24 protein-coding genes are annotated in these 22,652 nt (G+C 64.2%); 12 read left to right on the top strand and 12 right to left on the bottom strand.

The window, feature by feature from the left end:
• Positions 1-80 precede the first annotated feature (80 nt).
• Positions 81-962 (top strand): 3-hydroxybutyryl-CoA dehydrogenase, encoded by an 882-nt coding sequence (locus HDIA_RS22180; RefSeq protein ID WP_099558131.1) that lies wholly within the window; start codon positions 81-83, stop codon positions 960-962.
• A gap of 55 nt (positions 963-1,017) precedes the next feature.
• Here HDIA_RS22180 and HDIA_RS22175 read toward each other — a convergent pair whose 3' ends face one another.
• Positions 1,018-2,217: an APC family permease gene (locus HDIA_RS22175; protein WP_099558130.1), complete on the bottom strand. Its 1,200-nt coding sequence runs from the start codon at positions 2,215-2,217 to the stop codon at positions 1,018-1,020.
• Between the two features lie 124 nt (positions 2,218-2,341).
• On the opposite strand from HDIA_RS22175, the gene HDIA_RS22170 reads away from it, so the two are divergent.
• Positions 2,342-2,857, top strand: coding sequence for an MmcB family DNA repair protein (locus HDIA_RS22170; protein WP_099558129.1), 516 nt, complete (start codon positions 2,342-2,344; stop codon positions 2,855-2,857).
• Positions 2,858-2,916: 59 nt separating this feature from the next.
• Here HDIA_RS22170 and irrA read toward each other — a convergent pair whose 3' ends face one another.
• Positions 2,917-3,399 carry an iron response transcriptional regulator IrrA gene (gene irrA, locus HDIA_RS22165; protein ID WP_197708066.1) on the bottom strand — a complete coding sequence of 161 codons (483 nt, stop codon included), beginning with the start codon at positions 3,397-3,399 and terminating at the stop codon, positions 2,917-2,919.
• A gap of 503 nt (positions 3,400-3,902) precedes the next feature.
• Between irrA and fabA the strand changes: the two genes are divergently transcribed.
• The 5 genes from fabA to HDIA_RS22140 all read left to right on the top strand — a co-directional run bounded on the left by fabA (position 3,903) and on the right by HDIA_RS22140 (position 7,873).
• Positions 3,903-4,427: a 3-hydroxyacyl-[acyl-carrier-protein] dehydratase FabA gene (gene fabA / locus HDIA_RS22160; protein ID WP_099558128.1), complete on the top strand. Its 525-nt coding sequence runs from the start codon at positions 3,903-3,905 to the stop codon at positions 4,425-4,427.
• Between the two features lie 195 nt (positions 4,428-4,622).
• Complete coding sequence (gene fabB, locus HDIA_RS22155; RefSeq protein WP_099558127.1) at positions 4,623-5,846, top strand: beta-ketoacyl-ACP synthase I; 1,224 nt, start codon at positions 4,623-4,625, stop codon at positions 5,844-5,846.
• Positions 5,847-5,981: 135 nt separating this feature from the next.
• Positions 5,982-6,809: an enoyl-ACP reductase FabI gene (gene fabI, locus HDIA_RS22150; protein ID WP_099558126.1), complete on the top strand. Its 828-nt coding sequence runs from the start codon at positions 5,982-5,984 to the stop codon at positions 6,807-6,809.
• A gap of 95 nt (positions 6,810-6,904) precedes the next feature.
• Positions 6,905-7,336: a potassium channel family protein gene (locus HDIA_RS22145; RefSeq protein WP_099558125.1), complete on the top strand. Its 432-nt coding sequence runs from the start codon at positions 6,905-6,907 to the stop codon at positions 7,334-7,336.
• Positions 7,337-7,612: 276 nt separating this feature from the next.
• Positions 7,613-7,873, top strand: a complete 261-nt coding sequence (locus HDIA_RS22140; protein ID WP_099558124.1) for a YjhX family toxin — start codon at positions 7,613-7,615, stop codon at positions 7,871-7,873.
• Positions 7,874-8,014: 141 nt separating this feature from the next.
• Here HDIA_RS22140 and HDIA_RS22135 read toward each other — a convergent pair whose 3' ends face one another.
• From HDIA_RS22135 to HDIA_RS22125, 3 genes are all read right to left on the bottom strand, one after another.
• A complete protein-coding gene (locus HDIA_RS22135; RefSeq protein ID WP_157775780.1) occupies positions 8,015-8,425 on the bottom strand; it encodes a hypothetical protein in 411 nt (136 codons plus the stop codon).
• 490 nt (positions 8,426-8,915) lie between these two features.
• Positions 8,916-10,544 carry a cisplatin damage response ATP-dependent DNA ligase gene (locus HDIA_RS22130; RefSeq protein WP_099558122.1) on the bottom strand — a complete coding sequence of 543 codons (1,629 nt, stop codon included), beginning with the start codon at positions 10,542-10,544 and terminating at the stop codon, positions 8,916-8,918.
• A 2-nt stretch (positions 10,545-10,546) separates the two neighbouring features.
• Positions 10,547-11,557, bottom strand: coding sequence for a ligase-associated DNA damage response exonuclease (locus tag HDIA_RS22125; RefSeq protein ID WP_099558121.1), 1,011 nt, complete (start codon positions 11,555-11,557; stop codon positions 10,547-10,549).
• A 453-nt stretch (positions 11,558-12,010) separates the two neighbouring features.
• On the opposite strand from HDIA_RS22125, the gene HDIA_RS22120 reads away from it, so the two are divergent.
• Positions 12,011-12,277 carry a hypothetical protein gene (locus HDIA_RS22120; RefSeq protein ID WP_157775779.1) on the top strand — a complete coding sequence of 89 codons (267 nt, stop codon included), beginning with the start codon at positions 12,011-12,013 and terminating at the stop codon, positions 12,275-12,277.
• A gap of 88 nt (positions 12,278-12,365) precedes the next feature.
• On the opposite strand, the gene HDIA_RS22115 is transcribed toward HDIA_RS22120, so the two are convergent.
• Positions 12,366-13,661, bottom strand: coding sequence for an ABC transporter substrate-binding protein (locus HDIA_RS22115; RefSeq protein WP_099558119.1), 1,296 nt, complete (start codon positions 13,659-13,661; stop codon positions 12,366-12,368).
• A 286-nt stretch (positions 13,662-13,947) separates the two neighbouring features.
• On the opposite strand from HDIA_RS22115, the gene HDIA_RS22110 reads away from it, so the two are divergent.
• The 4 genes from HDIA_RS22110 (at position 13,948) to nifA (ending at position 17,991) form a co-directional block, all read left to right on the top strand.
• Positions 13,948-14,502: a peroxiredoxin gene (locus tag HDIA_RS22110; RefSeq protein ID WP_099558118.1), complete on the top strand. Its 555-nt coding sequence runs from the start codon at positions 13,948-13,950 to the stop codon at positions 14,500-14,502.
• A gap of 145 nt (positions 14,503-14,647) precedes the next feature.
• On the top strand, positions 14,648-15,193 hold the full coding sequence (gene ahpD / locus HDIA_RS22105; RefSeq protein ID WP_099558117.1) for an alkylhydroperoxidase, AhpD family: 546 nt from the start codon (positions 14,648-14,650) through the stop codon (positions 15,191-15,193).
• 16 nt (positions 15,194-15,209) lie between these two features.
• Complete coding sequence (locus HDIA_RS22100; RefSeq protein WP_099558116.1) at positions 15,210-16,037, top strand: SDR family NAD(P)-dependent oxidoreductase; 828 nt, start codon at positions 15,210-15,212, stop codon at positions 16,035-16,037.
• A gap of 172 nt (positions 16,038-16,209) precedes the next feature.
• Positions 16,210-17,991, top strand: a complete 1,782-nt coding sequence (gene nifA, locus HDIA_RS22095; protein WP_099558115.1) for a nif-specific transcriptional activator NifA — start codon at positions 16,210-16,212, stop codon at positions 17,989-17,991.
• 295 nt (positions 17,992-18,286) lie between these two features.
• Here the strand turns inward: nifA and HDIA_RS22090 are convergent, their stop codons facing one another.
• From HDIA_RS22090 to nifB, 6 genes are all read right to left on the bottom strand, one after another.
• Positions 18,287-19,147 carry an SIR2 family NAD-dependent protein deacylase gene (locus tag HDIA_RS22090; RefSeq protein WP_245884315.1) on the bottom strand — a complete coding sequence of 287 codons (861 nt, stop codon included), beginning with the start codon at positions 19,145-19,147 and terminating at the stop codon, positions 18,287-18,289.
• 27 nt (positions 19,148-19,174) lie between these two features.
• Positions 19,175-19,387 carry a putative nitrogen fixation protein NifT gene (gene nifT, locus HDIA_RS22085; RefSeq protein ID WP_099558114.1) on the bottom strand — a complete coding sequence of 71 codons (213 nt, stop codon included), beginning with the start codon at positions 19,385-19,387 and terminating at the stop codon, positions 19,175-19,177.
• Positions 19,384-19,704 (bottom strand): nitrogen fixation protein NifZ, encoded by a 321-nt coding sequence (locus tag HDIA_RS22080; RefSeq protein WP_099558113.1) that lies wholly within the window; start codon positions 19,702-19,704, stop codon positions 19,384-19,386. The genes nifT and HDIA_RS22080 overlap by 4 nt, the downstream gene beginning before the upstream one ends.
• A 5-nt stretch (positions 19,705-19,709) precedes the next feature.
• Positions 19,710-20,486, bottom strand: a complete 777-nt coding sequence (locus tag HDIA_RS22075) for a 4Fe4S-binding leucine-rich repeat protein (RefSeq protein WP_099558112.1) — start codon at positions 20,484-20,486, stop codon at positions 19,710-19,712.
• Positions 20,487-20,515: 29 nt separating this feature from the next.
• Complete coding sequence (locus HDIA_RS22070; protein ID WP_099558111.1) at positions 20,516-20,716, bottom strand: 4Fe-4S binding protein; 201 nt, start codon at positions 20,714-20,716, stop codon at positions 20,516-20,518.
• Positions 20,717-20,958: 242 nt separating this feature from the next.
• The gene (gene nifB / locus HDIA_RS22065) at positions 20,959-22,446 is read right to left on the bottom strand and encodes a nitrogenase cofactor biosynthesis protein NifB (RefSeq protein ID WP_099558110.1); all 1,488 of its coding nucleotides are present in this window, start codon (positions 22,444-22,446) and stop codon (positions 20,959-20,961) included.
• Between the last annotated feature and the right edge of the window lie 206 nt (positions 22,447-22,652).

The raw sequence follows: 22,652 nt of genomic DNA, 5'->3' as shown, positions 1-22,652 counted from the left end.
GACCATCCGGTGCGGCAAGTCATTGTCAACACGGCCTGTCGCGCCTCCGGCGAGGCAGGCAAACATCAGGTTGGAACGTCATGGCGTCTGAGATCAGGTCGGTGGGGGTCATCGGTGCGGGGCAAATGGGCAGCGGCATCGCCCATGTCAGCGCGCTGGCCGGCTTCGAGGTCGGTTTCCACGACATCTCTCGCGAGCGGATCGAGGCGGGCCTTGCCACGATCAACGGTAACCTTTCGCGCCAGGTGGCCGGCGAGAAGATTACCGAGGCCGAGCGCGACGCGGCGCTGGCCCGGATCAAGCCGGTCGAGACGATCGAGAATTTCGCCGAGACCGATATCGTGATCGAGGCGGCGACGGAGAACGAATCCGTCAAGCGCAAGATCTTCCAGACGCTCTGCCCGCATCTGAAGCCCGAGGCGATGCTGGCGACCAACACGTCGTCGATCTCGATCACGCGGCTTGCCGCCTCGACGGACCGGCCGGAGCGCTTCATCGGCATCCACTTCATGAATCCTGTGCCGGTGATGCAGCTTGTCGAGCTCGTGCGCGGCATCGCGACCGAGGACGAGACCTTCGAATGCGCCAAGACCTATGTCCGCAAGCTCGGCAAGACGATCGCGGTGTCGGAGGATTTCCCGGCCTTCATGGTCAACCGCATCCTGCTGCCGATGATCAACGAGGCGATCTACACGCTCTATGAAGGCGTGGGGACGGTCGACGCCATCGATACGGCGATGCGTCTCGGTGCCAACCATCCGATGGGCCCGCTCCAGCTTGCCGACTTCATCGGCCTCGACACCTGTCTGTCCGTGATGCAGGTGCTCTACGAGGGGCTGGCCGATTCCAAATACCGGCCCTGTCCGTTGCTGGTGAAATATGTCGAGGCCGGCTGGCTCGGTCGCAAGAGCAATCGCGGCTTCTACGACTATCGCGGCGAGCATCCGGTGCCGACGCGCTGAGCGCAGGCATCGGTTCGTAGCGCCCTTTTTCGGTCTTCCCACGCGTGGTGCGCGCCTACCCCTCCGTGGGCGTGCCGAAGACCGTGACCAACAGCGCCAGAACGGCGAGCGCGGCAAAGCCCGCCGCCTTCACGCCCCTGCCTTCGGCCCGCGCGCCCGCCATGGCGATGGCCGCCTGCAACGCGTAGTAGAGCGCGAAGGCCCGCGAGGCGTAGGAAATGATCTCGAAGACGCCGGACGTCCATGTGATCCCGAGGCCGATAGCCACCAGCACCGCATAGGCCCAGCGCTCCGGGACGCGCCGGCGGGTTCCCTCCTCGACAAGACCGCCGCAGCCGCTGGTGTCGGCGATGGCGGCGCTGAACTGGGCGCTGAGCGCGGCAGCAACGAGGAGAAGGGGCAGGATGGGCGCCACGACGGCCATCATGTCGACCATCGAGGTCTCGGTCAGGTGGCCGTCCGGCAATTTCATGTCATAGGCAACGAGCGCGACATAGACGAGATAGATCGCCGTCGAGATCCACTGCGACCAACGCATGGAACGGATGCGGGTTGCCGCGTCGTAGGTGCTGCCGAGATAGCGCGAGGTCTCGAAGCCCTGAACCGTGACGATGAGCCCGAAACCGAGGGTGAGGGCGGACCATCCGGTCTCCCGGGGCGGCGCAAAGGCAAGATGGGCCGTTTCGGCGGCATCGACCCAGTGGACCAGCAATCCCAGGATCAACCCGGCGATGATGGCGAGCTTCAGCGTGACGGAGATTTGCTCCAGTCCTTCCAGCGCCTTGAATCCGTAGCGCCAGCCGACGCCGAGGATGACGAGGAAGATGAGACTCGTCAGGGCCCGGGCATAGACCGGCTGGTGCAGCGGCGTCAGGCTGACGCCGAAGGCGCCGAAAAGATTGAGATAATAGGCGACCGAAATCACGTATGCGAAGGCGAGCGACCAGGAGGCTGCGGTCTCGAGCCGGTCTTCCGTTCGGGTGCGGCGGTTTCCGGTGGCGTCGAGGCGGGCGATGTTGAAGCGGACCGCGCCTCCGAGGAGATAGGCACCGAGGCAGAGCAGGGCCATGGCGAGAGGGGCAAAGCCGCCATAGGAGGCATCGAGGACGGGGCCGAGCACAAGAAATCCGCTGCCGATGATGGAGGCGAGCGGGGTGATCGTCGCCTGCCACAGGCCGAGCCGTGCGAGACGCGGCCGGGCGAGCAGAAGGCCGGTCAGACAGGCGACTGCGAGGATCGCGGCATCGAGAAGCATGCGGGCCTTGTGGCTGGAAGTGCGAGCCGCGACAAGCGGGACCTTTGACCATGATATAGCGGGCTCGCCCATGAAGGGTTTGTTTCGACTTGCATCTCAAAAACAAATCATGAACAAATAGGTCATGGCCACCTCGCCCTTCGACCATATTCCGCTTCCGGAAGCGTTTGCCGACGACCCGCGCCTTGTTGACGGACGCCAGTCCGCACATGCGCTCGCGGTCCAGCGCGGCGTCGGGCGATTGATGGCGGGATTCGGCTTTTCGGTGGTCACCGAACTGGTGCTCGCGTCGGGGCGGCGGGCGGATGTCACCGCGCTCGGGCCGAAGGGCGAGATCTGGATCGTGGAGATCAAGTCGTCGGTGGAGGATTTTCGCACCGACCGGAAGTGGCCGGACTACCGCGACTATTGCGACCGGCTCTTCTTCGCAACACATACGCAAGTGCCGCTCGACATTTTTCCCGAGGAGGCAGGGCTGATCCTTGCCGACAGCTTCGGCGCGGAGGTCATGCGCGAGGCGCCCGACCATCGCCTGTCGTCCGCCGCGCGCAAGGCCGTGACGCTGCGGTTTGCCCATGCGGCGGCGCGCCGCTTCCATGGGCTCATCGACCCGGCGGCGCGGGACGGCCTGGCGATCTGACCGTCACGTCCATCAGGCCGGACGATCAGATCATTCGCCGGGATGTGGGTGAGGCAGGATCAGGCCTTGGGGCGCAGGCGCACGACGACGTCGACGCGGACGATCTCCATGCCCTCGGGGGGCTCGGGCAGATCCGTCAGCGTCACGCTGTGGCCGGGAATGTCGAAGACCTCATTGGCGCCCTCGACAAAGAAGTGATGGTGATCGTCGACATTGGTGTCGAAATAGGTCTTGGTGCCGTCGACCGCGACCTCGCGCAGGAGGCCCGCCTCGGTGAACTGGTGCAGCGTGTTGTAGATCGTCGCCAGGGACACCGGCACGCGCGCTGTCTGGGCCTCGTCGTGAAGCTGCTCGGCGCTGATGTGGCGATGGCCGTGGGAATAGAGAATTTCCGCGAGCGCGAGGCGCTGGCGGGTCGGCCGAAGCCCGGACCCGCGCAACATGGACTTGACGCAGAAGCCGACATTGCGGGCGCTGGGTCGCTTGGCGGCTGCCGCGTCCGTTGCCGGGCTGTTCGTCGGAATGGGCCGATGCTCGTTCATTCTCACCTTCGACACTCTCGTTGCGGGTCCTCCGCCACCGGCATTCCCCCCTGCCACCGGGCCCGTTTTCGGGCTCGTGCGAAGGGCTGCGCCGGCCGGCGGTGCATCCGTTCGGTCCGGTTTTTCAGCGCCGCGTCCACCTGACGAGCGCCATCGCACAGGACCCTGATATGGTCTTGCCGGCAGGCTTTTGCGCACCGGCTTGACCATTTGACGAATGCGCATGGCCGCAATTCAGCGTGGATACTAGAAAGTCGGGAGACTTTGTGCAAGTTGATGCCGCGCCGCGGGCCGATCACAAGTGTAATTCAGCCTGTCAGGGCAAAACGCCCTTTCTGCGGTCTTTCGGAGGGGTTTGGCCTGTGTTACCAAACGTGCCGAACGAAATGCGCGCCGCGCATAGGATTCCTGACCGGCCCCCGGGCTTGCCGGGGTGAATAACAAAACGAGGCCCGGCCGACGGACGCTTCCGCGCCGCCTCTGGATGAGGAAAACTTGAGGGAATGGAAGAACGCCAGTCCAGTTTTGACTACGAAGAGCTTCTGCGTTGCGGCCGAGGTGAATTGTTCGGCCAGGGCAATGCCCAGCTTCCCCTGCCTCCGATGCTCATGTTCGATCGCATCACCGAGATTTCGGAAACCGGCGGCGAGAACGGCAAGGGCTGCGTTCGCGCCGAACTCGCCATCCGGCCGGATCTCTGGTTCTTCCCCTGCCACTTTGCCGGCGACCCGGTGATGCCCGGCTGTCTCGGCCTTGACGCCATGTGGCAGATGGTCGGCTTCTTCCTCGGCTGGCTCGGGTCTCCCGGCCGTGGCCGCGCCCTTTCGGTCGGCGAGGTGAAGTTCACCGGAATGGTGACGCCGTCGGTCAAGACGGTGGAATACGGGGTCGATTTCAAGCGCGTGATGCGCTCCAAGCTGGTGCTCGGCATCGCCGATGGCTGGCTGAAGGCCGATGGCGAGACCATCTACAAGGCGATCGACCTCAAGGTCGGCCTGTTCAAGACAGAGACCCCGGCAACCGCCTGAGCCGGCTTGCGGACGGCCGCCAGGTCCATGGCCGGAGATGGCGTGCGTCAGCCGCGCCGTCTCCTCTCTGCTTGAGATGGGCTTGATAAACCGCTATTCGATCACCAATCACCTTATTGCGAGAAGAGCCGGGTGAGGCCGCGTCCCCCATGGGCGGGCCAGGCGAGAACAAGACACGAGAGACATGAGGCCGATATGAGACGGGTTGTCGTCACAGGCATGGGGATTGTTTCCTCCATCGGAAACAACACCCAGGAGGTGCTGGCCTCCTTGCGTGAAGCCCGGCCGGGCATCGTTAAGGCCGACAAGTTCGCCGAACTCGGCTTCCGCAGTCAGGTCTATGGTGCGCCGACGCTCGATCCGGCCGAGGTCGTCGACCGCCGCGCCATGCGCTTCCACGGCGGCGGCACGGCGTGGAACCACGTCGCCATGGATCAGGCCATCCTCGATTCCGGCCTCGAAGCGGGCGAGATTTCCAACGAGCGCACCGGCATCATCATGGGCTCGGGCGGTCCTTCCACGAAGACGCTGATCGAGGCCGCCGACACGGCGCGCACCAAGGGGCCGAAGCGGGTCGGTCCGTTCGCGGTGCCGAAGGCGATGTCCTCGACCGCGTCGGCAACGCTGGCCACGTGGTTCAAGATCAAGGGCATCAACTATTCCATCTCGTCCGCCTGCGCGACGTCCAACCACTGCATCGGCAATGCCTACGAGATGATCCAGTGGGGCAAGCAGGACGTCATGTTCGCCGGCGGCTGCGAGGAACTCGACTGGGCGCTTTCCGTGCTCTTCGACGCCATGGGCGCCATGAGTTCCAAATACAACGAGACGCCGTCCACTGCCTCGCGCGCCTATGACAAGAACCGCGACGGCTTCGTGATCGCCGGCGGCGCCGGCGTGCTCGTTCTGGAAGAGCTGGAGCACGCCAAGGCGCGCGGCGCCCGCATCTACGGCGAGATCGTCGGCTACGGGGCGACGTCGGACGGCTACGACATGGTCGCGCCCTCCGGCGAAGGCGGCATGCGCTGCATGAAGATGGCGCTTTCGACCGTCAAGGAGAAGGTCGACTACATCAACCCGCATGCGACCTCGACACCGGCCGGCGATCCGCCGGAAATCGACGCCATCCGCCAGATTTTCGGCACCGGCGACAAGTGCCCGCCGATCTCGGCGACCAAGTCGCTCACCGGCCATTCGCTGGGCGCCACCGGCGTGCAGGAGGCGATCTATTCGCTCCTGATGATGAACAACGGCTTCATCGCCAAGAGCGCCAATATCGAGGAGCTGGATCCGGCGTTTGCCGACATGCCGATCGTGCTGGAGCGCCGCGACAACGTCCAGCTTAACACAGTCCTGTCCAATTCCTTCGGCTTTGGCGGCACCAACGCGACGCTGGTCTTCCAGCGCTATGCGGCCTAAACCATCCTTGAGACGGGGTCTTGTCCGGCCCCGTCCGTCACGGCGCGGTGCGGCGCGCTCGAACGCGTCAGTCCTGCCCGGCTTGCTCCCTTTTCTGCCCTCGGCATGGCCCCTGCAATCTGTGAGAGAAACATCATGACAGGCCTTATGTCGGGCAAGCGCGGACTCATCATGGGGGTTGCGAACGACCACTCGATCGCATGGGGCATCGCCTCGCAGCTTGCCAAGCAGGGAGCGGAGCTTGCCTTCACCTACCAGGGCGATGCCTTCGGGCGCCGGGTCCGGCCATTGGCCGAGAAGGTCGGCTCTTCCATCGTGCTTCCCTGCGACGTTGAGGACGTGTCGACGGTCGACGCGGTGTTCGATGCCCTGAAGGAACAATGGGGCTCGCTCGATTTCGTCGTCCATGCCATCGGCTTTTCCGACAAGAACGAGCTCAAGGGCCGCTATGCCGACACCACGCGGGAAAATTTCTCGCGCACGATGGTGATCTCCTGCTTTTCGTTCACCGAGGTCGCCAGGCGTGCGACGGAGCTGATGACGAGCGGCGGCTCGATGCTGACGCTGACCTATGCCGGCTCGATCCGGGTGATGCCGAACTACAATGTCATGGGCGTTGCCAAGGCGGCGCTCGAATCCTCCGTCCGCTATCTTGCCGGCGATTTCGGCCCGCAGAATATCCGCGTCAACGCGATTTCTGCCGGCCCTGTGCGCACGCTCGCGGGCGCCGGCATCGCCGACGCGCGGCTGATGCTGAATTTCCAGCATCGCAATGCGCCGCTGCGGCGCACCGTCACCATCGACGAGGTGGGCGGCGCGGCGGTCTATCTCCTCTCCGACCTTTCCTCCGGCGTCACCGGCGAGGTGCATTTCGTCGATTCGGGCTATTCGATCATGTCGATGCCGCGCGTGGAGGAACTGAAGGCGCAGGACCGGCGCGAGGCAGCCGAGTCGACGGAATGAGGCTGCTCCCTTGGCGGAGTGAAGAGAGGCATTCGTGCCGCGTCCCCGTGCGAAGCGAAATGCCGCAAGATGCGGGGATGTGAGCGGAGCCCCGAATGCTGGCCAATCTTGTCATCGGTACGCTGATCATCTCGGCGACGGTCGTCATCCACACCTATGGGCTGATGATCGTCACCCATGTCATGGGATGGATTACCTCGCACTGGCGTCCGAATGAGAGGCGCAGCCGGGTCCTTGCCATGAACAGCGTGGTCATCGGCATCTTTTCGGTGCTGACCGTCGAGGTCTGGCTCTGGGCGGCGTGCTACGAGTTTCTCGGCGTCGTCGAGGATTTCCCGACCGCGCTTTATTTTTCTACCACCACCTTCACCACGGTCGGCTACGGCGATGTGCTTCCGCATGCCGACTGGAGGCTGCTGGCCGCGCTCGAAGGCGTCGACGGTTTCCTGCTGATCGGCTGGTCGACGGCCTATCTCATCGCCGCGGGCATGCGTGTCGGACCGTTCCGGCCCGGCGAGCATTTTTGACAAAGCCATTGCGACAGATCGCAAAACCGGCGCCGTCGAGCCTGCCCGGCTGAGCGGAATTTGTGCTGTTGCGCACTTCCAAGGGCTTGATTGCCGGCGAAGACGGCCCAATATCACCGTCGCAACGGAGTTTTATGTTCAACTTGTCAGAGGCCCGGTAAGCGCCCTGCTCGCTGCACTTCAGCGATGACAGGGCACAGGCAAGCGCTGTGCTTTCCCCAAGCGGGAAGGCGCAGGTTTTTTCATGCCTGAACGGGCCACCTCCGGACAAGAGAAATGGACATTTCCCGCGCAGAACAGCGCATTCTGCACCTCATGGCGCAGGGCGGATGTATCGACGTCATCCGCGACGACGCAAACAAGAAAATCATCGAGCTCAACTGCCTTACGCGCGAAGGCTGGCGCAATCCCGACCTGACGATGCGTATCTTCCGCAAGCTGAAGGCCAAGAAAGCGATCGCCTCCAGCGGCGGCCAGCCCTACCGCATCACGCGGCGCGGACTGGATCTCGTTAGGGCACAGCTCGACAACCGATAAGGATCTGTGCCGGCTTCTCGGCCGGCACAGATTTCGTCCTGTCGTCGCAGGTTTCAGGGCTTGAGCTGGAGGCGCCTCAGGTGACCCCGGCGCCATGATGAGTCGGCTTATCATCTGCCCGGGACGAAGGTCCTTGACGGGTCACAGGCAGGCGAGATGCACCTCTGGCTGGGGCTGGATCGCCCGATAGGGTGCGCCATGGAGCACGCCTTCGGCTGCGTTCTGCACGGCCGCGAGGCTGTTGAACATCGCGCCGTCCAGATCCCAGACACCGAACTTCACCGCAACGAAACGGTAGCGGCCATTCAGTTCCTCGGCGATGCCGACGGCCTGGCCGTCGATCTCAATCGGAATGGGGCGTGTCATGATCTGCTCGCCTCGCTGCTGGAGGGGAATGCGGGGTGGCGGCATGACATCGAAATCTCTTGGAAGCAGCAGTAATAGGTCGTCGCTTTGAAGATTGCGGAAGTAACTGTCATCATCCTTCTCTCCTCGATTCGACATCTGCTGTGCGGCTCTTGCCGCGACTTCCGGTGTTCCTGTCCGGCGCATCTTTGCCGGTGTCGTAAATTCGCATCGACGGCGAACAGGACCAAGGAAAAAACTACTAAATTGGTCGTGATTGTCGATATTTCGTTCGGTCGGCTTTCACGCTCACGGACGCCCTGCCGGATGGCGGCATGGCGATAGGGTTGGTGTTCAAAGGGAAGGCGGGCCGGCGGTCCGCCATGATCCGTGGGATCCCCGAAAAGGGGATGATTCACGGAAAAGAAGCCGGCGCATCGAATCTCTCACCGGCAACATGGTGAATGTCAGGTAATTGTGCCAATGGCGTGACGCAAGGGGCTCCCGCCCTCCTCTTCAAGCGATCGTGAAGCGCATCGTCGGTCTGTCCCCTCCCTGCCGTCTTGCCGGAACGGCCTGCAATGTCCGCGCATTCCTACGACCGGGCAGGGAGCGGTGTCGTTGCGTTGGCGCAACATCGGATGGAAGGAGAATTTTCGGATTTTCGGTCCCGTCGAGACGCCTTGTCGCCCGGCTGTCAGCGATCGATGAGGGCGATCAGGCTCTCCAGCCGGTCCGCCTCGCGCGGCGGCTTGTCGGCGCGAAGACGCGAAATGCGCGGAAAACGCATGGCGACGCCCGACTTGTGCCGCGTCGAGCGGGCAAGGCCTTCGAAGGCGACCTCGACGACGAAGCCGTGGTCCGGATCGGCGCGCACCGCCCGCACAGGCCCGAAGCGGTCGACCGTGTTGCGCCGGACATAGCGGTCGAGTTCGACGAGTTCGGCGTCGGTGAAGCCGAAATAGGCCTTGCCGACGGGGACCAGCGCCGGACCGTCCTCCGTGTCGCTCCAGACGCCGAAGGTGAAGTCGGAATAGTAGCTCGACCGCTTGCCGTGGCCGCGCTGGGCATAGAGGAGCACCGCGTCGATCACATGCGGGTCGCGTTTCCACTTGAACCAGTCGCCCTTGAAGCGGCCGGCGACATAGGGCGAGGTCCGACGCTTGATCATCACGCCTTCGATCACCGGGTCCGGCGGGTCCTTGCGCAGGGCGTCGAGTTGGTCCCAGGAGCCGAAGGGCACGTTGGGCGAAAGGTCGAAGCGCAGCGGATCGGCCGCGTCGATCATCCGGGCAAGGTGCGCCCGGCGCTCTTCGTAGGTCTCCGTCGTCACAGGGCCATGCGGTGCCTGAAGAATGTCGTAGGTGCGCAGCAGGGCGGGATAACGCTCCAGCATGGCCTTTGTCACGGACTTGCGGTTGAGGCGCTGCTGCAGATCGGAAAAGGTTCCGGTCGGCCGGTCGGAGGCAAAGGTGCCGCCGACGAGGAGTTCGCCGTCGATCACGCCGGAAAAATCGGCGGCTTCGACCAGATCGGGGAAGGCGGCGGAGATGTCCTCGCCGGTGCGCGAGTAGAGCCTGCGCTCGCCGCCAAGGGCGACGAGTTGCACGCGAATGCCGTCCCATTTCCATTCGGCGGCAAAGTCGGCCGGATCGTAGCCGCCCGGATCGGCCTCGGCGAAGGAGGTCGACAGCATGACGGGGCGGAAGACGAGCGGGGTCGAGGCCTCGGGTTTTGGACCCTTGCCCTCCAGCCAGGCGAAGAGCGTCTCGTAGGGCGGCTCCAGCCCGTGCCAGAGGCCCTCGATCTCGGTGACGTCCTTGCCGCCCATGTCGGCGAGCGCCTGCCTGACGAGCCGCGCCGAGACACCGACACGCAGGCCGCCGGTGACGAGCTTCAGGAAGGCGAAGCGTTCCGACGGTCCGAGGCTGTCGAGGATGTCTCGCACGAGGCTCGCAGCGCCGAGGCGCCCGGCGCTCTCCAGCCGGTGGATGACGGCGCCGAGGGAGAGATCGCCCGCAAGATTGGCTGGATCGGTGGCTTCGGCATCCGTCGGGCCGGTCCAGGCGAGCGCGATCGTCTCGGCAAGATCACCGACATAGTCATAGGAATACTGGAACAACACCGGATCGAGCCGCTCCAGCACCAGTTCGCGCAGCAGCTTCGGTTTCACCGCGCGGATATCCAGCGTGCCGGCAATCGCCGCGAGGGCATAACCGCGGTCGGGATCGGATGCCGCCGTGAAATAGTCCTTGAGCAGGCGCTGCTTGATCGTGCGCTGCGGCGTCAGGACGAGGCGTTCCAGAAGGTCGGCGAAGGCGCGCATTCCTAATCGCCCTCGTCTTCGAAACCGACGAGATGCAGCGGACGGGCCGGGATGCCGTTCAGCTCGCACCAGCGCACGATGGCTTCCTCGCGCCCATGGGTAACCCAGACTTCACCCGGCGAGAGTTCGGCGATGGTCGCGGTGAGATCGTCCCAGTCGACATGGTCGGAGAGGATGAGGGGCAGTTCGACGCCGCGCTGCCTGGCCCGCTGGCGCACCTGCATCCAGCCCGAGGCGAAGATGGGAAGCGGATCGGGAAAGCGCCGGGCCCAGGTGTCGGAGAAGGCCGAGGGCGGGCAGACGACCAGCGCACCGGCGAAATTCGCCTTCTCGCCGCGCTCGACCGTCGCGGGCCTGAGGTCGCCAAGGTCGACGCCGCGCGATCGGTAATAGTCGCAGAGCGTCAGCATGGAGCCATGAAGATAGATCGGCGCGTCATAGCCGGCCTGCCGGGCAAGCGCGATGACCCGCTGGGCCTTGCCGAGCGAATAGGCGCCGACGAGATGGGCACGCTCGGGAAACTGGGCAAGGGACGTCACGAGGTGGCCGATCTCGCGCATCGGGTCCGGGTGGCGGAAGACGGGCAGGCCGAAGGTCGCCTCGGTGATGAAGACATCGCAGGCGACCGGCTCGAAGGGGCGGCAGGTGGGGTCGGCGGCGCGCTTGTAGTCGCCGGAGACGACGATCACCAATCCCTCATGCTCGATCCGGATCTGCGCCGAGCCCAGCACATGGCCGGCCGGATGGAAGCTGACGGTGACATCGCCGATCGTGAGCCGTTCGCCGAGAGGGATCGCCTGGGATGTGCCGCAGAAACTCTCGCCGTAGCGCAGCGCCATGATGTCCAGCGTCTCCTCGGTCGCAAGCACGCTGCCGTGGCCGGCGCGGGCATGATCGGAGTGACCATGGGTGATCAGCGCCCGCGGCACGGGGCGCGACGGGTCGACGTAGAAGTCGCCCGGCGGGCAGTAGAGGCCGTTCGGTCTTGGTTGAAGCAGGGCGGCGGGAGTCATCGTACAAATGATATAGGAAGAAGAACGGCCCTTGGCATCACCATCTTATGTATTCACACGGATATGTGCGCCGCGGCATGGCTGGATGTGCCGCTTTGGTCCTGCAATTAAGGGAAAATTAAGGCTGAAGGTCCCGATCCGGGACAATTCCGCGCACGTTTTGTTGCAGCTGCGAAGGTTGTGCAAAATTTGTCGAGGATTGGGACCGTCCGAAATATTTCGCAGTGGCACAATTGGTGCAAAACTGTCTCTGCGCTTCGGGGCGGGCAGAGATGGACAATCCGGCTGTCCCATTTCCGAGTGCGTACGGAAGGCATCTGAAAAGGGTTCCCATTAGGAACCGGGGAGGCGGGTGCGACGTTGCTGGTCCGAAACCACGCAGCAGAGCGCCCGGTGCGGTCGTCTCGAATGCCTTGCGTGATCTCGGTCGGCCTTCCGGGAGGAAGCCGTGTCTTGAGTGCTGAATTTCAGCAAGTGTTTTTGAAAGGGAGAGGCGTTTTGTATATTCGCAAGAAGACCTACGACGAAAACTGCATCCTCATTGCCGACGAGCATGTCGAACGCGTTCTGGGCCGTACGGAAGGCGAACGCCGCGTCTGGCAGATGCTGACCCAGTTCCCGATGTCCGGCATCGATGAAAAGCAGGACCGCTGGTGGGCTCGCGAGGCCGGCTCGACGTCGCGCCGCTTCGTGTGGAGCCTAGAGCAGGACGCGCAGTAATTGCCAGTGCGCTGAACTGCTGAAGAGACCTTGATTTTGCATGGGGCAGGCCGGTGACCTGCCCCATTCCTTTTTGACCGATCCCTTCTCAGAGATCCATCTTGGTGTAGTCGGCCTCCGGCTCGTACATGCCGTCCTCGATCGAGGTGGTGTGCACGGTCTTGAGGGCCGAATTCTCGACCTTCGAGATATTCTGCACGCCGAAGACCTGATGCATCGGCGCGTTGAAGACCTTCGGGCCCTGCGGATGCTCGTTGCTGGGGTCGAGCTTGTCCATGGCTTCCAGCGCCAGGATGAAGTCCTCCTTTTGCGCCGGGCCCTTGTAGTTCGCCGCTTCCATCGCCTGCTTGATGACGTAGAGCGTCTCCCAGACCGAGAACATGTGCGAATAGGTCGAGACGTCCTTCGGGTCGGCGAGGCTGGCTCCGTTGTCGCCGACGCCGACGGCCTTGCGGAAGAAGGCGTCGTATTCGGTGCTGTTCTCCTGGCGGTAGCGCGGGAAGGCCTCCCAGAAATAGGTGCCTTCCAGGAACTCCAGCTGCGGCGTCGCAAGATCGACGGCTTCCAGCGAATCGATGAAGCCGAAGATTTCCGGCCGCTGGGACCCCAGGAACTCGCCGAGTTCCTTGACGAAGGTGAGGACGCCGGGACCGACCATGACGTGGTAGATCACCTCCGTCGACGGCGGGATCTGCGGAAAATAGCGGGTGAAGGAGGTCTCGGTCGGCGGGATCGGGATCAGGGCCGCCACTTCGCCGCCCTGGGCCTCGATGGCCTTGGAGAAGAAGTCGCGGTGATCGTGGCCGAACTTGTAGTCCGGGAAGAACATCGTGACCTTCTTGCCGAGGTTGGTGGCAACCCACGGCGCCATCGACTGCACCTGCGCCTTCACGTCGGTGATGCCGGGCTGGAAGGTGTAGCGGTTGAGGCCGCCGGCGGCGAGCTGATGCGATTCCGAACAGATCAGATAGGGCATCTTCAGTTCGCCGGCGCGCGGGGCGGTGGCCGCCACGACATGCGAGAAGAGGTGACCGAAGACCGCGTCGACCTTGTATTCGGTGGCGAATTTCTCGATCACCTCGGTGCCGCGCTTGGGGTCCGTGCCGTCGTCCTCCACGATCATCTCAACGGGCATGCCGTTGATGCCGCCGGCCTCGTTGATCAGCTTGACGGCGGCCGTTGCCGTGCGTTCATACCAGCGGCCGTAGGAGGCGCCGATGCCGGTGCGATGGAAGGGCGCGCCGAGGCGGATCGCGTCGCCGGACTGGGCACGCGCCCGCCCGATCAGTGCGGGTGCGAAGAGAAGCGATGAACCGGCGGCCAGGCCCTTCAAGGCGCCGCGCCGGGTCGGCAGGCGGATGCCGCCCGTTTCATTCGTCGTCATGGTCTGTCTTCCCCCTCTGCAGGCCGGTCGGGCAAAGGCCCTTCCTCGAGCGACCGGCTTTTGCGATGCAGTATTTGCACCGGGGCATGTGCCGTCCGTCAAGTCTTGATCGTGATCGGGTCGTTTGTCGCAAAGACGCCATGTCGCGAGTGCGACGTCGGACTCGCGACAGGCAGGGCTCTTTGGAATTCCTTTAAAAACAGGCCGATAAAGCCTTGATTGCCGGCTGGCACGGGCGGTGCACCCTGACTTGGCGACCCATCCAAACCGACAAATGAGGTATCCAATGCTGGGTATTGGCGACAAGCTCCCTGCCTTCGAGATCACGGGCGTCAAGCCCGGCTTCAATGCGCACGTCGAAAACGGCGAGTCCGCCTTCGAGACCGTCACGCAGGACAGTTTTCCCGGGTTCTGGAAAATCATCTTCTTCTATCCGAAGGACTTCACCTTCGTCTGCCCGACCGAGATCGCCGAATTCGCCCGTCTCGCCCAGGATTTCTCCGACCGCGATGCGGTGGTGCTGGGCGGGTCGACCGACAATGAATTCGTCAAGCTCGCCTGGCGGCGCGATCATCCCGATCTGGACCGGCTGCCGATCTGGCAGTTCGCCGACGTCAACGGCAGCCTGGTGGATGGCCTCGGCGTGCGCTCGCCGGACGGCGTCGCCTATCGTTACACCTTCGTCGTCGATCCCGAAGGGACGATCCAGCACGTCTATGCGACCAACCTCAACGTCGGGCGCAATCCGAAGGATACGCTGCGGGTGCTCGACGCGCTGCAGACCGACGAGCTTTGCCCCTGCAACCGCGAGGTTGGCGGCGAGACGCTTCAAGCGGCCTGAGCCGCGCCCGGTTTCGGCCCGGCGGACCGCCACGCCTTGACCGTGGATGGCGCCGCCGGGTCGTTGGCCGGAGTGTGGATCATCTTGCGGACCATCCCTTTTGGATGGTCGTTCGAACGGATGGCATCGAAGGGAATCCGAACGCATGTCCATTGCGTCACTGAGAGCCCGCCTGCCGGGTTTCGCCAAGGATGTGAGCCTCAATCTGTCGTCGCTCGTCGAGGACGACACGCTGACGGCGCAGCAGAAATACGGTCTGCTGGTCGCCTGCGGCCACGCCACCCGCAACCCGGAGGTGGCGGCGGCAATGGAGGGCGAGGCCGCCGGTCATCTGACGCCAGCCGCGCTCGACGCGGCCCGTGCTGCGGCGACCATCATGGCGATGAACAACGTCTATTACCGCTTCGTGCACCTTGCTTCGAACGCGGAATACAGGACGATGCCGGCGCGGCTGCGCATGTCGGTCATCGGCAAGCCCGGTGTGGACAAGGCCGATTTCGAGCTCTGGTCGCTCGCAGTCTCCGCCCTCAACGGCTGCGGCATGTGCATCGACAGCCACGAGAAGGTGCTGCGCGAGGCCGACGTTTCCTCCGCGACCATCCAGACGGCGGTGCGCTATGCGGCCGTCATCCAGTCGGTGGCGATGGCGCTGGAAGTGGCCGGAGCGCCCGTGGCGGTCGCCGCGGAGTAAACGAGGGGCAAGTGCCATGACTTCGCTGTCGCCGCCTGCTCCGTCCGGTTGTCCGGTGCCGCACGGCTTGACCGAAGCCGGTGCGAAGGGCGGGCAGGACTCGTCAGGCCGCAGGCGCGTTGCCGTCGTCACCGGCGCGAGCCGGGGCATCGGCCACGCCATCGTCCGGCGCTTTGCCGAAGACGGCTGGCGGATCATCACCTGCTCGCGCCAGCCCTTCGATGCGGTGCGTTGCCCCTGGGATGCCGGTCCCGAGGATCACGTCGAGATCGATCTCTCCGACCGGATCAAGCTTGCCGCTGCGGTGGAGGAAATCCGGGCTCGGCTCGGCGGCGGACCGCTCGATGCGCTCGTCAACAACGCGGGCGTCTCGCCGAAAGACGCGAGCGGCAGCAGGCTCAATTCCCTGACGACCCCAGACCAGACCTGGATGGGCGTCTTCCACGTCAATTTCCTTGCGCCGCTGATGCTGGCCCGCGGCCTCTTCACCGAGCTTGCGATGGCGGGCGGGGCGATCGTCAACATCACCTCGGTCGTCGGCTCCAAGGTCCACCCCTTCGCCGGGACGGCCTATGCCACCTCCAAGGCGGCGCTTTCGGCGCTGACCCGCGAAATGGCGGCGGATTTCGCCCCGCATGGCATTCGCGTCAACGCCATCGCGCCGGGGGAAATCGTCACCGACATCCTGTCGCCGGGAACGGAGGAGCGCTTCGTGCCGCTGATCCCGATGCGCCGGCTCGGCCGGCCGGAAGAGGTGGCCGAACTCGTCGCCTTCCTGTGTTCGCCGGCCTCGAGCTACGTTACCGGCGAGGAAATCCATATCAATGGCGGACAGTTGCTCTAGAGGGTCGGCGATGAGTAGTTTCACTAATAGTAGTATATTGTATTTGCAGAACTTTTATGCATTCACGGATAGTTAATGACGACAATTCGCGCACGACATTAGAATAGTTCGATGCTAGCCTCCCTTAAAATAAATCCTGAAAATACAGTTATTCTCCAAAAGGAGATCGGTGATGGACTATTCAGTGACCATCGCTGCCGGAGCGCGTCCGCCGAAACCTGGCCCGATGGCCGCTGATCAGCGCTCTTCGCCCGATGTCGGGTTAGTCGGTATCTACGAAATCTCGAAAATACTGAGCGCGCCGGCCCCGCTGGAGCGCACGCTGGCCAACGTCGCGAATGTCCTTTCATCCTTCCTGCAGATGCGGCTCGCGATGCTGGTCATCCTGGACGGGGAGGGCGATCCGGAAATCGTCGCGACGGCCGGATGGGCCGGCACCGCGCAAGGCAAGCCGATCGAGACACTGCCGCAACTCGTCATCGACCGGATCGTTGCGACCGAGACAGCTGTGGTCGTCCAGGATATCGACCTTGAACCCCTGTTCGAGCGGGCGCGCGATCTGATTTCCGTCGGAACCAAAGGGCGCATCTCCTTCATCGGCGTGCCGATCAAGGCTGGGGACAGGGTGGTCGGAACGCTGTCGATCGACCGGGTCTGGGACGGGGCGACGCGGTTTCGCATCGATGACGATGTGCGCTTCCTGACCATGGTCGCCAACCTCGTCGGCCAGACGGTGCGCCTGCATCAGATTCTTGCCGCCGACCGGCAACGGCTTCTCGACGAACGGCGGGCGCTTGAAAAGGCGCTGAGCCAGGAACTGGCTGACCGGGGCCGCCTGCCGGCGCCGAAGGTCGGCGGGATTGTCGGCGAGAGCAACGCGATCAAGAAGGTCATGGAGACCGTGTCGATCGTCGCGAAGTCGAACTCGACGGTTCTTCTGCGCGGCGAGAGCGGCACCGGCAAGGAGCTGTTCGCACGGGCGATCCACGATCTTTCCGCCCGCAAGACCAAGCCCTTCATCAAGGTCAACTGCGCGGCGCTGCCCGAAACGGTGCTGGAATCGGAGCTGTTCGGTCACGAGAAGGGGGCGTTCACGGGCGCGCTGGCGCAGCGAGCCGGCCGCTTCGAGATGGCCAACGGCGGCACGCTGTTCCTCGACGAGATCGGCGAGATTTCGGCCGCCTTCCAGGCAAAGCTCCTGCGCGTGTTGCAGGAGGGCGAGTTCGAGCGGGTGGGCGGCAACAAGACCCTGAAGGTCGACGTCCGCCTTGTCTGCGCCACCAATAAGAACCTGGAAGAGGCCGTGACCAAGGGCGAGTTCCGGGCCGACCTCTACTATCGCATCAACGTGGTGCCGGTGGCCCTGCCGCCGCTCAGGGACCGCCCGGGCGACATTCCGCTGCTGGCGCGCGCCTTCATCCAGCGTTTCAACAAGGAAAACGGCCGCCAGACGCAGTTGTCGCAAGGGGCCGTTGAAACCCTGAAGAAATGCTATTTCCCCGGCAATGTCCGCGAGCTTGAGAATTGCGTCCGCCGGACCGCGACGCTCGCCCGCGGCGAAATGATCGGCCGCGACGATTTTGCCTGCGCCACCGGCAACTGTCTCTCCGCGCTCTTGTGGACCGGTAGCGGCTCCAAGGCGGCCAGCGACCCGATCGGGGACCTTGCCGCCTCCCGCTTTCCTTCGCCGGCGCCGCGCGCGGCCGCGCCGGTCGCGCGGATGCCCGAGCCCGTTGCCCGCGACATGGGGGACGGTTCCATCCAGAACTGTGAGCATGCGGACGAGGGAACCTGTCCGGCGCTTGGCTCGCGGCTGACCGAGAAGCAACGCCTGGTGGAAGCCATGGAGCGGTCCGGATGGGTCCAGGCGAAAGCCGCCCGGCTGCTCGGCCTTACGCCGCGCCAGATCGGCTATGCGCTGAAGAAGCACGGCGTCGAACTGAAGCGGTTCTGAAGGGGTTTTCAACCGGCAGGACGGGATCGGAGGCGAAGGTCGGATCTGACGATCCGGGCATGCCCTATCCTGTCATCCTCCGCGAAGGCGGAGGATCCACGAAAATTCTGGTTGGCCAGCTTTCGTGGATGGTCCGCCTGCGCGGACCATGCCTATTTCTCAATGACGTCGACGCTTCCGTGAAGTTTATCGCCGGACATCCCGACAAAAAAATCCGGCCGCAACCTGGTTGCGGCCGGCAGTGGTCACGCGCGGCAGGGGAACCGTCGCGAAGTGATGAGTCGGCTCAGGACCTTCAGTCGATCAGTGCTTCGACCGCTTGGCCGAGGGGCAGGTCGATCGCCTGAATGCCCTGCTGCTCCAGGAATTTCCTCTCGTTCTTCGTCAATGTCTCTGCGTCGATCAACGCATAGTGCGGACCGCTCGATCGCTTCATGATCTGACGCGCGTAGGTGCGCAGCATCTGGTCGTGGAAGCGGCAGCCGACGAAGAGGAAGCCGCGCGCCGAGCGCCGGTCCTTCACGACCGCGGGGATCGGCGACTGAATGTCGATTTCCGTCAGAACCTCAACATAGTCGCTGTCGGCGACGAGGAAATTGCCGACCGGGTTTACGCCGCCGTGGGGCGCATAGAGCACGGTCGTCGCGTTCTCGGCCGTCTCGGGCAGGACTTCCCGTCCATCAGGGCCGTAGACCTTCGTCCAGATATCGCGGAACTCGCCGGCGCGGGTCACGCCCTGGATCTCGACGAAGTCCGTCCGGCCGGCGTCACGCAGGGCGCTCGCCAGAGCGCCGTCGTACCAGCTGTCGATCATCATCCCGAGCTTGAGACCGGCAAGGAAGCGGTGGAGCCGTGTCGGCTGCACGGGTCTTGCGAAGATCTCGGCCATGAAGGCCTGCAACGTCTTGCGGTGCCGCCGGCTTTCGATGAACTGGGCGACCGACCACATGTTGGTGCGGATGCGGCCCGGCGCAGGGGCCTTGGCGTGGAGCGCGGCCGCCACCTCCTCCGGTGCGGTCGGGACAGGCGGCTCGCTCTCGATCGCGAGGAGCAGCGGGCCGAGATAGGGCACAAGCTGATCGGCGAGGAGGGCCCGGCGCACGTCGGCGAGAACCGCGACAGCCTCGGTTCCCGAGACGACTGTCTTTTCCAGCATCTCGGTCATGGGCAGATCAGTCATCGTTCAGTCCTCCGAACCGAGCTTCTTCGCATTGACGGTGATGGGCAGGCGCGTGTCGTCGGGCATTTCCGGCAACACCAGAACCCAGCCGTTCTTCAGCTTCACCTCGCCGCCCCAGAGCGTTTCGCGCTCGACGAAGACGATGGGTTCCTCCAGGTCCTTCTTGGGCACATAGGCGGAGAGCCCCTTGTCGCTGCGCCGGATCATGACCTTCATGGTGTTGCTCCTTCGGCGATGGCCGCCGGTGTCTCTTTCGGCGGCGGCGGATTGTCGAGGCTGACAAGCTCCTTGCCGCGCATGCCAACGAGGGTGCCCCGGTCGACCCATTCGACCGCGTAGATGTAGAACTGCTGCAGGAAGGTGCCGATGTCGCGCACATAGCCGACGTCGCCCTTGCGCACGAGGTTTTCACCGATCTCCTTGCGCGGATAGGTGCCGTCATTCTTGACGTGCTTGGTCGCGCGGACCTTCTCGCCCGGCTTGAAGACGGGAGGTTTGCGGACCTCGATTTCCTGTTCGCGGCCAAGTCCCATGGCAATCACTCCTTCTTCGCGTCGACATCGCCGAGACGGGCCCGCGCGATGTCGCGGACCATGTCATCCGGGTCGTCGACGAGGTTGCCGAGCAGCGTCGGCGGCAGGCGCTCGGCGCAGGCGAAACGCACGCGAAAATCCTCGTCGTCCTTCATCAGCACCAGACGGGCCGGCGGCAGCCGCTCGGCGACCTCGATCCGCACCACCGGGTCCGGATCGTCGACCATGGCGGTCAGCGCATAGTCCGGGATGCGGCGTGCCACGATCCGCCGGACGGATGCATCCGGATCCATCGTCAGGCGGACCAGCAGGGCAGGCTCGGCCCGCCGGGCCGCCGCGTGACGCACGGTATAGTCCGGGTCGTCGAACATGGCCGCGAGCGCATCGCCCTGAAGTCGCATGCAGAGTGCGATGCGCACCCTGGGCTCGGGATCGCCGGCAAGGTCCATCACCCGCGACAGGGGCAGCCGCAGTGCCACCATCGCCCGGACATCCGGCTCGGGATCCCGGATCGACGCCGTGAGCCGGAAAGGCGAGGCATGACGGGCCGCGAGCGTGCGCACCTCGAAATAGGGGTGATCAAGGTAGCGCTCCGCCTGCGCCGGATTGAACCGGAAGAAGCGGTCGATCCGGCGTCCCCGCCGATCCTTGACGCAGGTCTTGCCGAGGTCGCACTTGCCGGCCGCCCGCGTCTCCTCATGCGGGCAGTCCGCACAGGAGACCGGGTTGCCGAGCCAGTCGAGCGGCTCGTCCTCGTCGCGAAGCGGATCGGTCTCGTCCATGACCCAGTCGCCCGTGGCCCCTCACAGGCTCAGGCGGCGGCCTTGACGCAGGTGTCCGGCACCGGGCAGACGCTGGCGCACTGCTGGGTGTCGAAGGCGCCCTCGCATTCGGTGCACAGCTTTGCGTCGATGATGTAGGTCTCGCCCTTGAACTTGATCGCGGCCGAGGGGCACTCGAACTCGCAGGCGCCACAGGCGGTGCACTGGGAAGCGATGATCTTGAAGGCCATGGCTTTTCTCCTTCTCAAGGTTCTTCTGGCTCAAGGTGTCTCAGACTGGCGGGCCGGACAGTCACGCCGCCAGGCTTTGGGTGTCATCCCCGGACGAGGGCCGGCAGATCCGTCGGTCGGACGCGCCAGCGGGTCGAAAATCCTTGGTCGAGCGGTTCTGGGCTCCTGACCCGTTCCTGCCGACCCTCGACCGGGGATGAGGCTTTGCGGTGCCGTTTCCGGCACCACTTCAATTGCATGCGTCAGGCAACTTCGACTTCAAGCTCCGTGCCGAAACGCTCGCCGTAAACGGCGCCGATAGCGCTTTCGATGTATTCGAAGGCGTGGCTGTCGGTGGCGTCGATGCCGGCCTCGGTCAGCATGTCCTTCGGGCAGTCGCCGATCTTGGAGCAGAGCACCAGGTCGATGCCTTCCAGGGCCGCGATGATGCCGTCGAGCGTGGCATCCTCGCCGAAGCCGCCCATGCAGTAGTTCTCGACCTTGCGGTGGCCGACGAAGGTGATGCCCTTCGGCGTCGCCTCGTAGACCTGGAACTCCTTGGCATGGCCGAAGTGCTCGTTGACGCGCCCGCCGCCCTTGGTGGCAACCGCCACGAGGAGGTTGCCGCCCTCGACCGCCGCATCCTTGACGGAGGCTACCGCCGCCTTCTTGGCCTCGACGTGATCGCCGCGTTCCTTGGCCACCACCTCGCGGTAAGCGGTGCGCTTGGCCGGGTCGTAGGCGACCTCCTCGGGCAACTGATCGAGCGTGAATTCCTGGCCGCGGTCCTCGCCGAGGAGGCCCACCGCATCGGCGCGGCACTGGCGGCAATGGCGCATCAGCTTGGCGCCGCCGTCGAGCTTGTCCTGCAGGGCCTTCAGTTCCATGGCGGTCGGGCCGCGCTGGCCGGTGAGGCCATAGTGTGTGCCGTGGGCCGGATCGGAAATCAGCGGCATGACATTGTGCAGGAAGGCGCCGCGCTCCTTGACCCAACGATTGACCTCGATGAGGTGCTCGTCGTTGACGCCGGGGATCATCACCGAGTTGATCTTGGTGAGAATGCCGCGCGCGGTGAGCATTTCGAGGCCGAGCATCTGGCGCTCATGCAGGATCGTCGCGGCCTCGATGCCGGTCCAGCGCTTGTGCTGGTAATAGATCCACGGGTAGATCTTCGCGCCGATCTCCGGGTCGACCATGTTGATGGTGATGGTCACGTGGTCGACATTCATCTCGGCGAGTTCGTCCACGTGGTCCGGCAGGGCCAGACCGTTGGTGGAAATGCAGAGCTTGATGTCCGGAATGTCCCTGGCGATCTCGGAAAAGGTCGCCTTGGTCTTCTTCCAGTCGTAGCAGGCGTCGCCCGGGCCGGCGATGCCGAGCACGGAGAGCTGCGGCACCTCGTTGGCGACCGTGATCACCTTGCGCTTGGCCTGGTCGGGCGTCAGCTTCTCGGAGACGACGCCGGGACGGCTTTCGTTGGCGCAATCGTATTTGCGATTGCAGTAGTTGCACTGGATGTTGCAGGCGGGCGCGACGGCCACATGCATGCGGGCGAAATAGTGGTGCGCCTCTTCCGAATAGCAGGGATGGTCCTTGATCCGCTCCCAGACATCCGCGTCCATGTCTTCGGGTTTGGCGGAAGAGCCGCAGGACGACGAGGAGCAGCCGCCGGAGTTGGCTGCGGCCTTCAGGGCCTCGACGTCGATCGGCTTTGCAAGGCTCTCGAGCGATATCATCACTGGCTGGTTCATCGTGAACTCCCCCTCTGAGGTTCGGGAAAGGAGGGAGCAATCGATGTGCCAGAAAAATTCTCTATTTATTTCATATGATTACACTTGCGCCGCAGTGCAGCGACGACTCCCCGACATGACAGTGTCGGAATGCGGACACGGATTTTGTGGACTTGGTCCCGGCGGCGGGACATTCGGCGTCCCGATCGGCGAGGAGCCGGTAGAGG

The organism is Hartmannibacter diazotrophicus, from assembly GCF_900231165.1.
Classification (GTDB): Bacteria; Pseudomonadota; Alphaproteobacteria; order Rhizobiales; family Pleomorphomonadaceae; genus Hartmannibacter; species Hartmannibacter diazotrophicus.
This window is presented reverse-complemented; position numbering and strand designations above follow the sequence as displayed.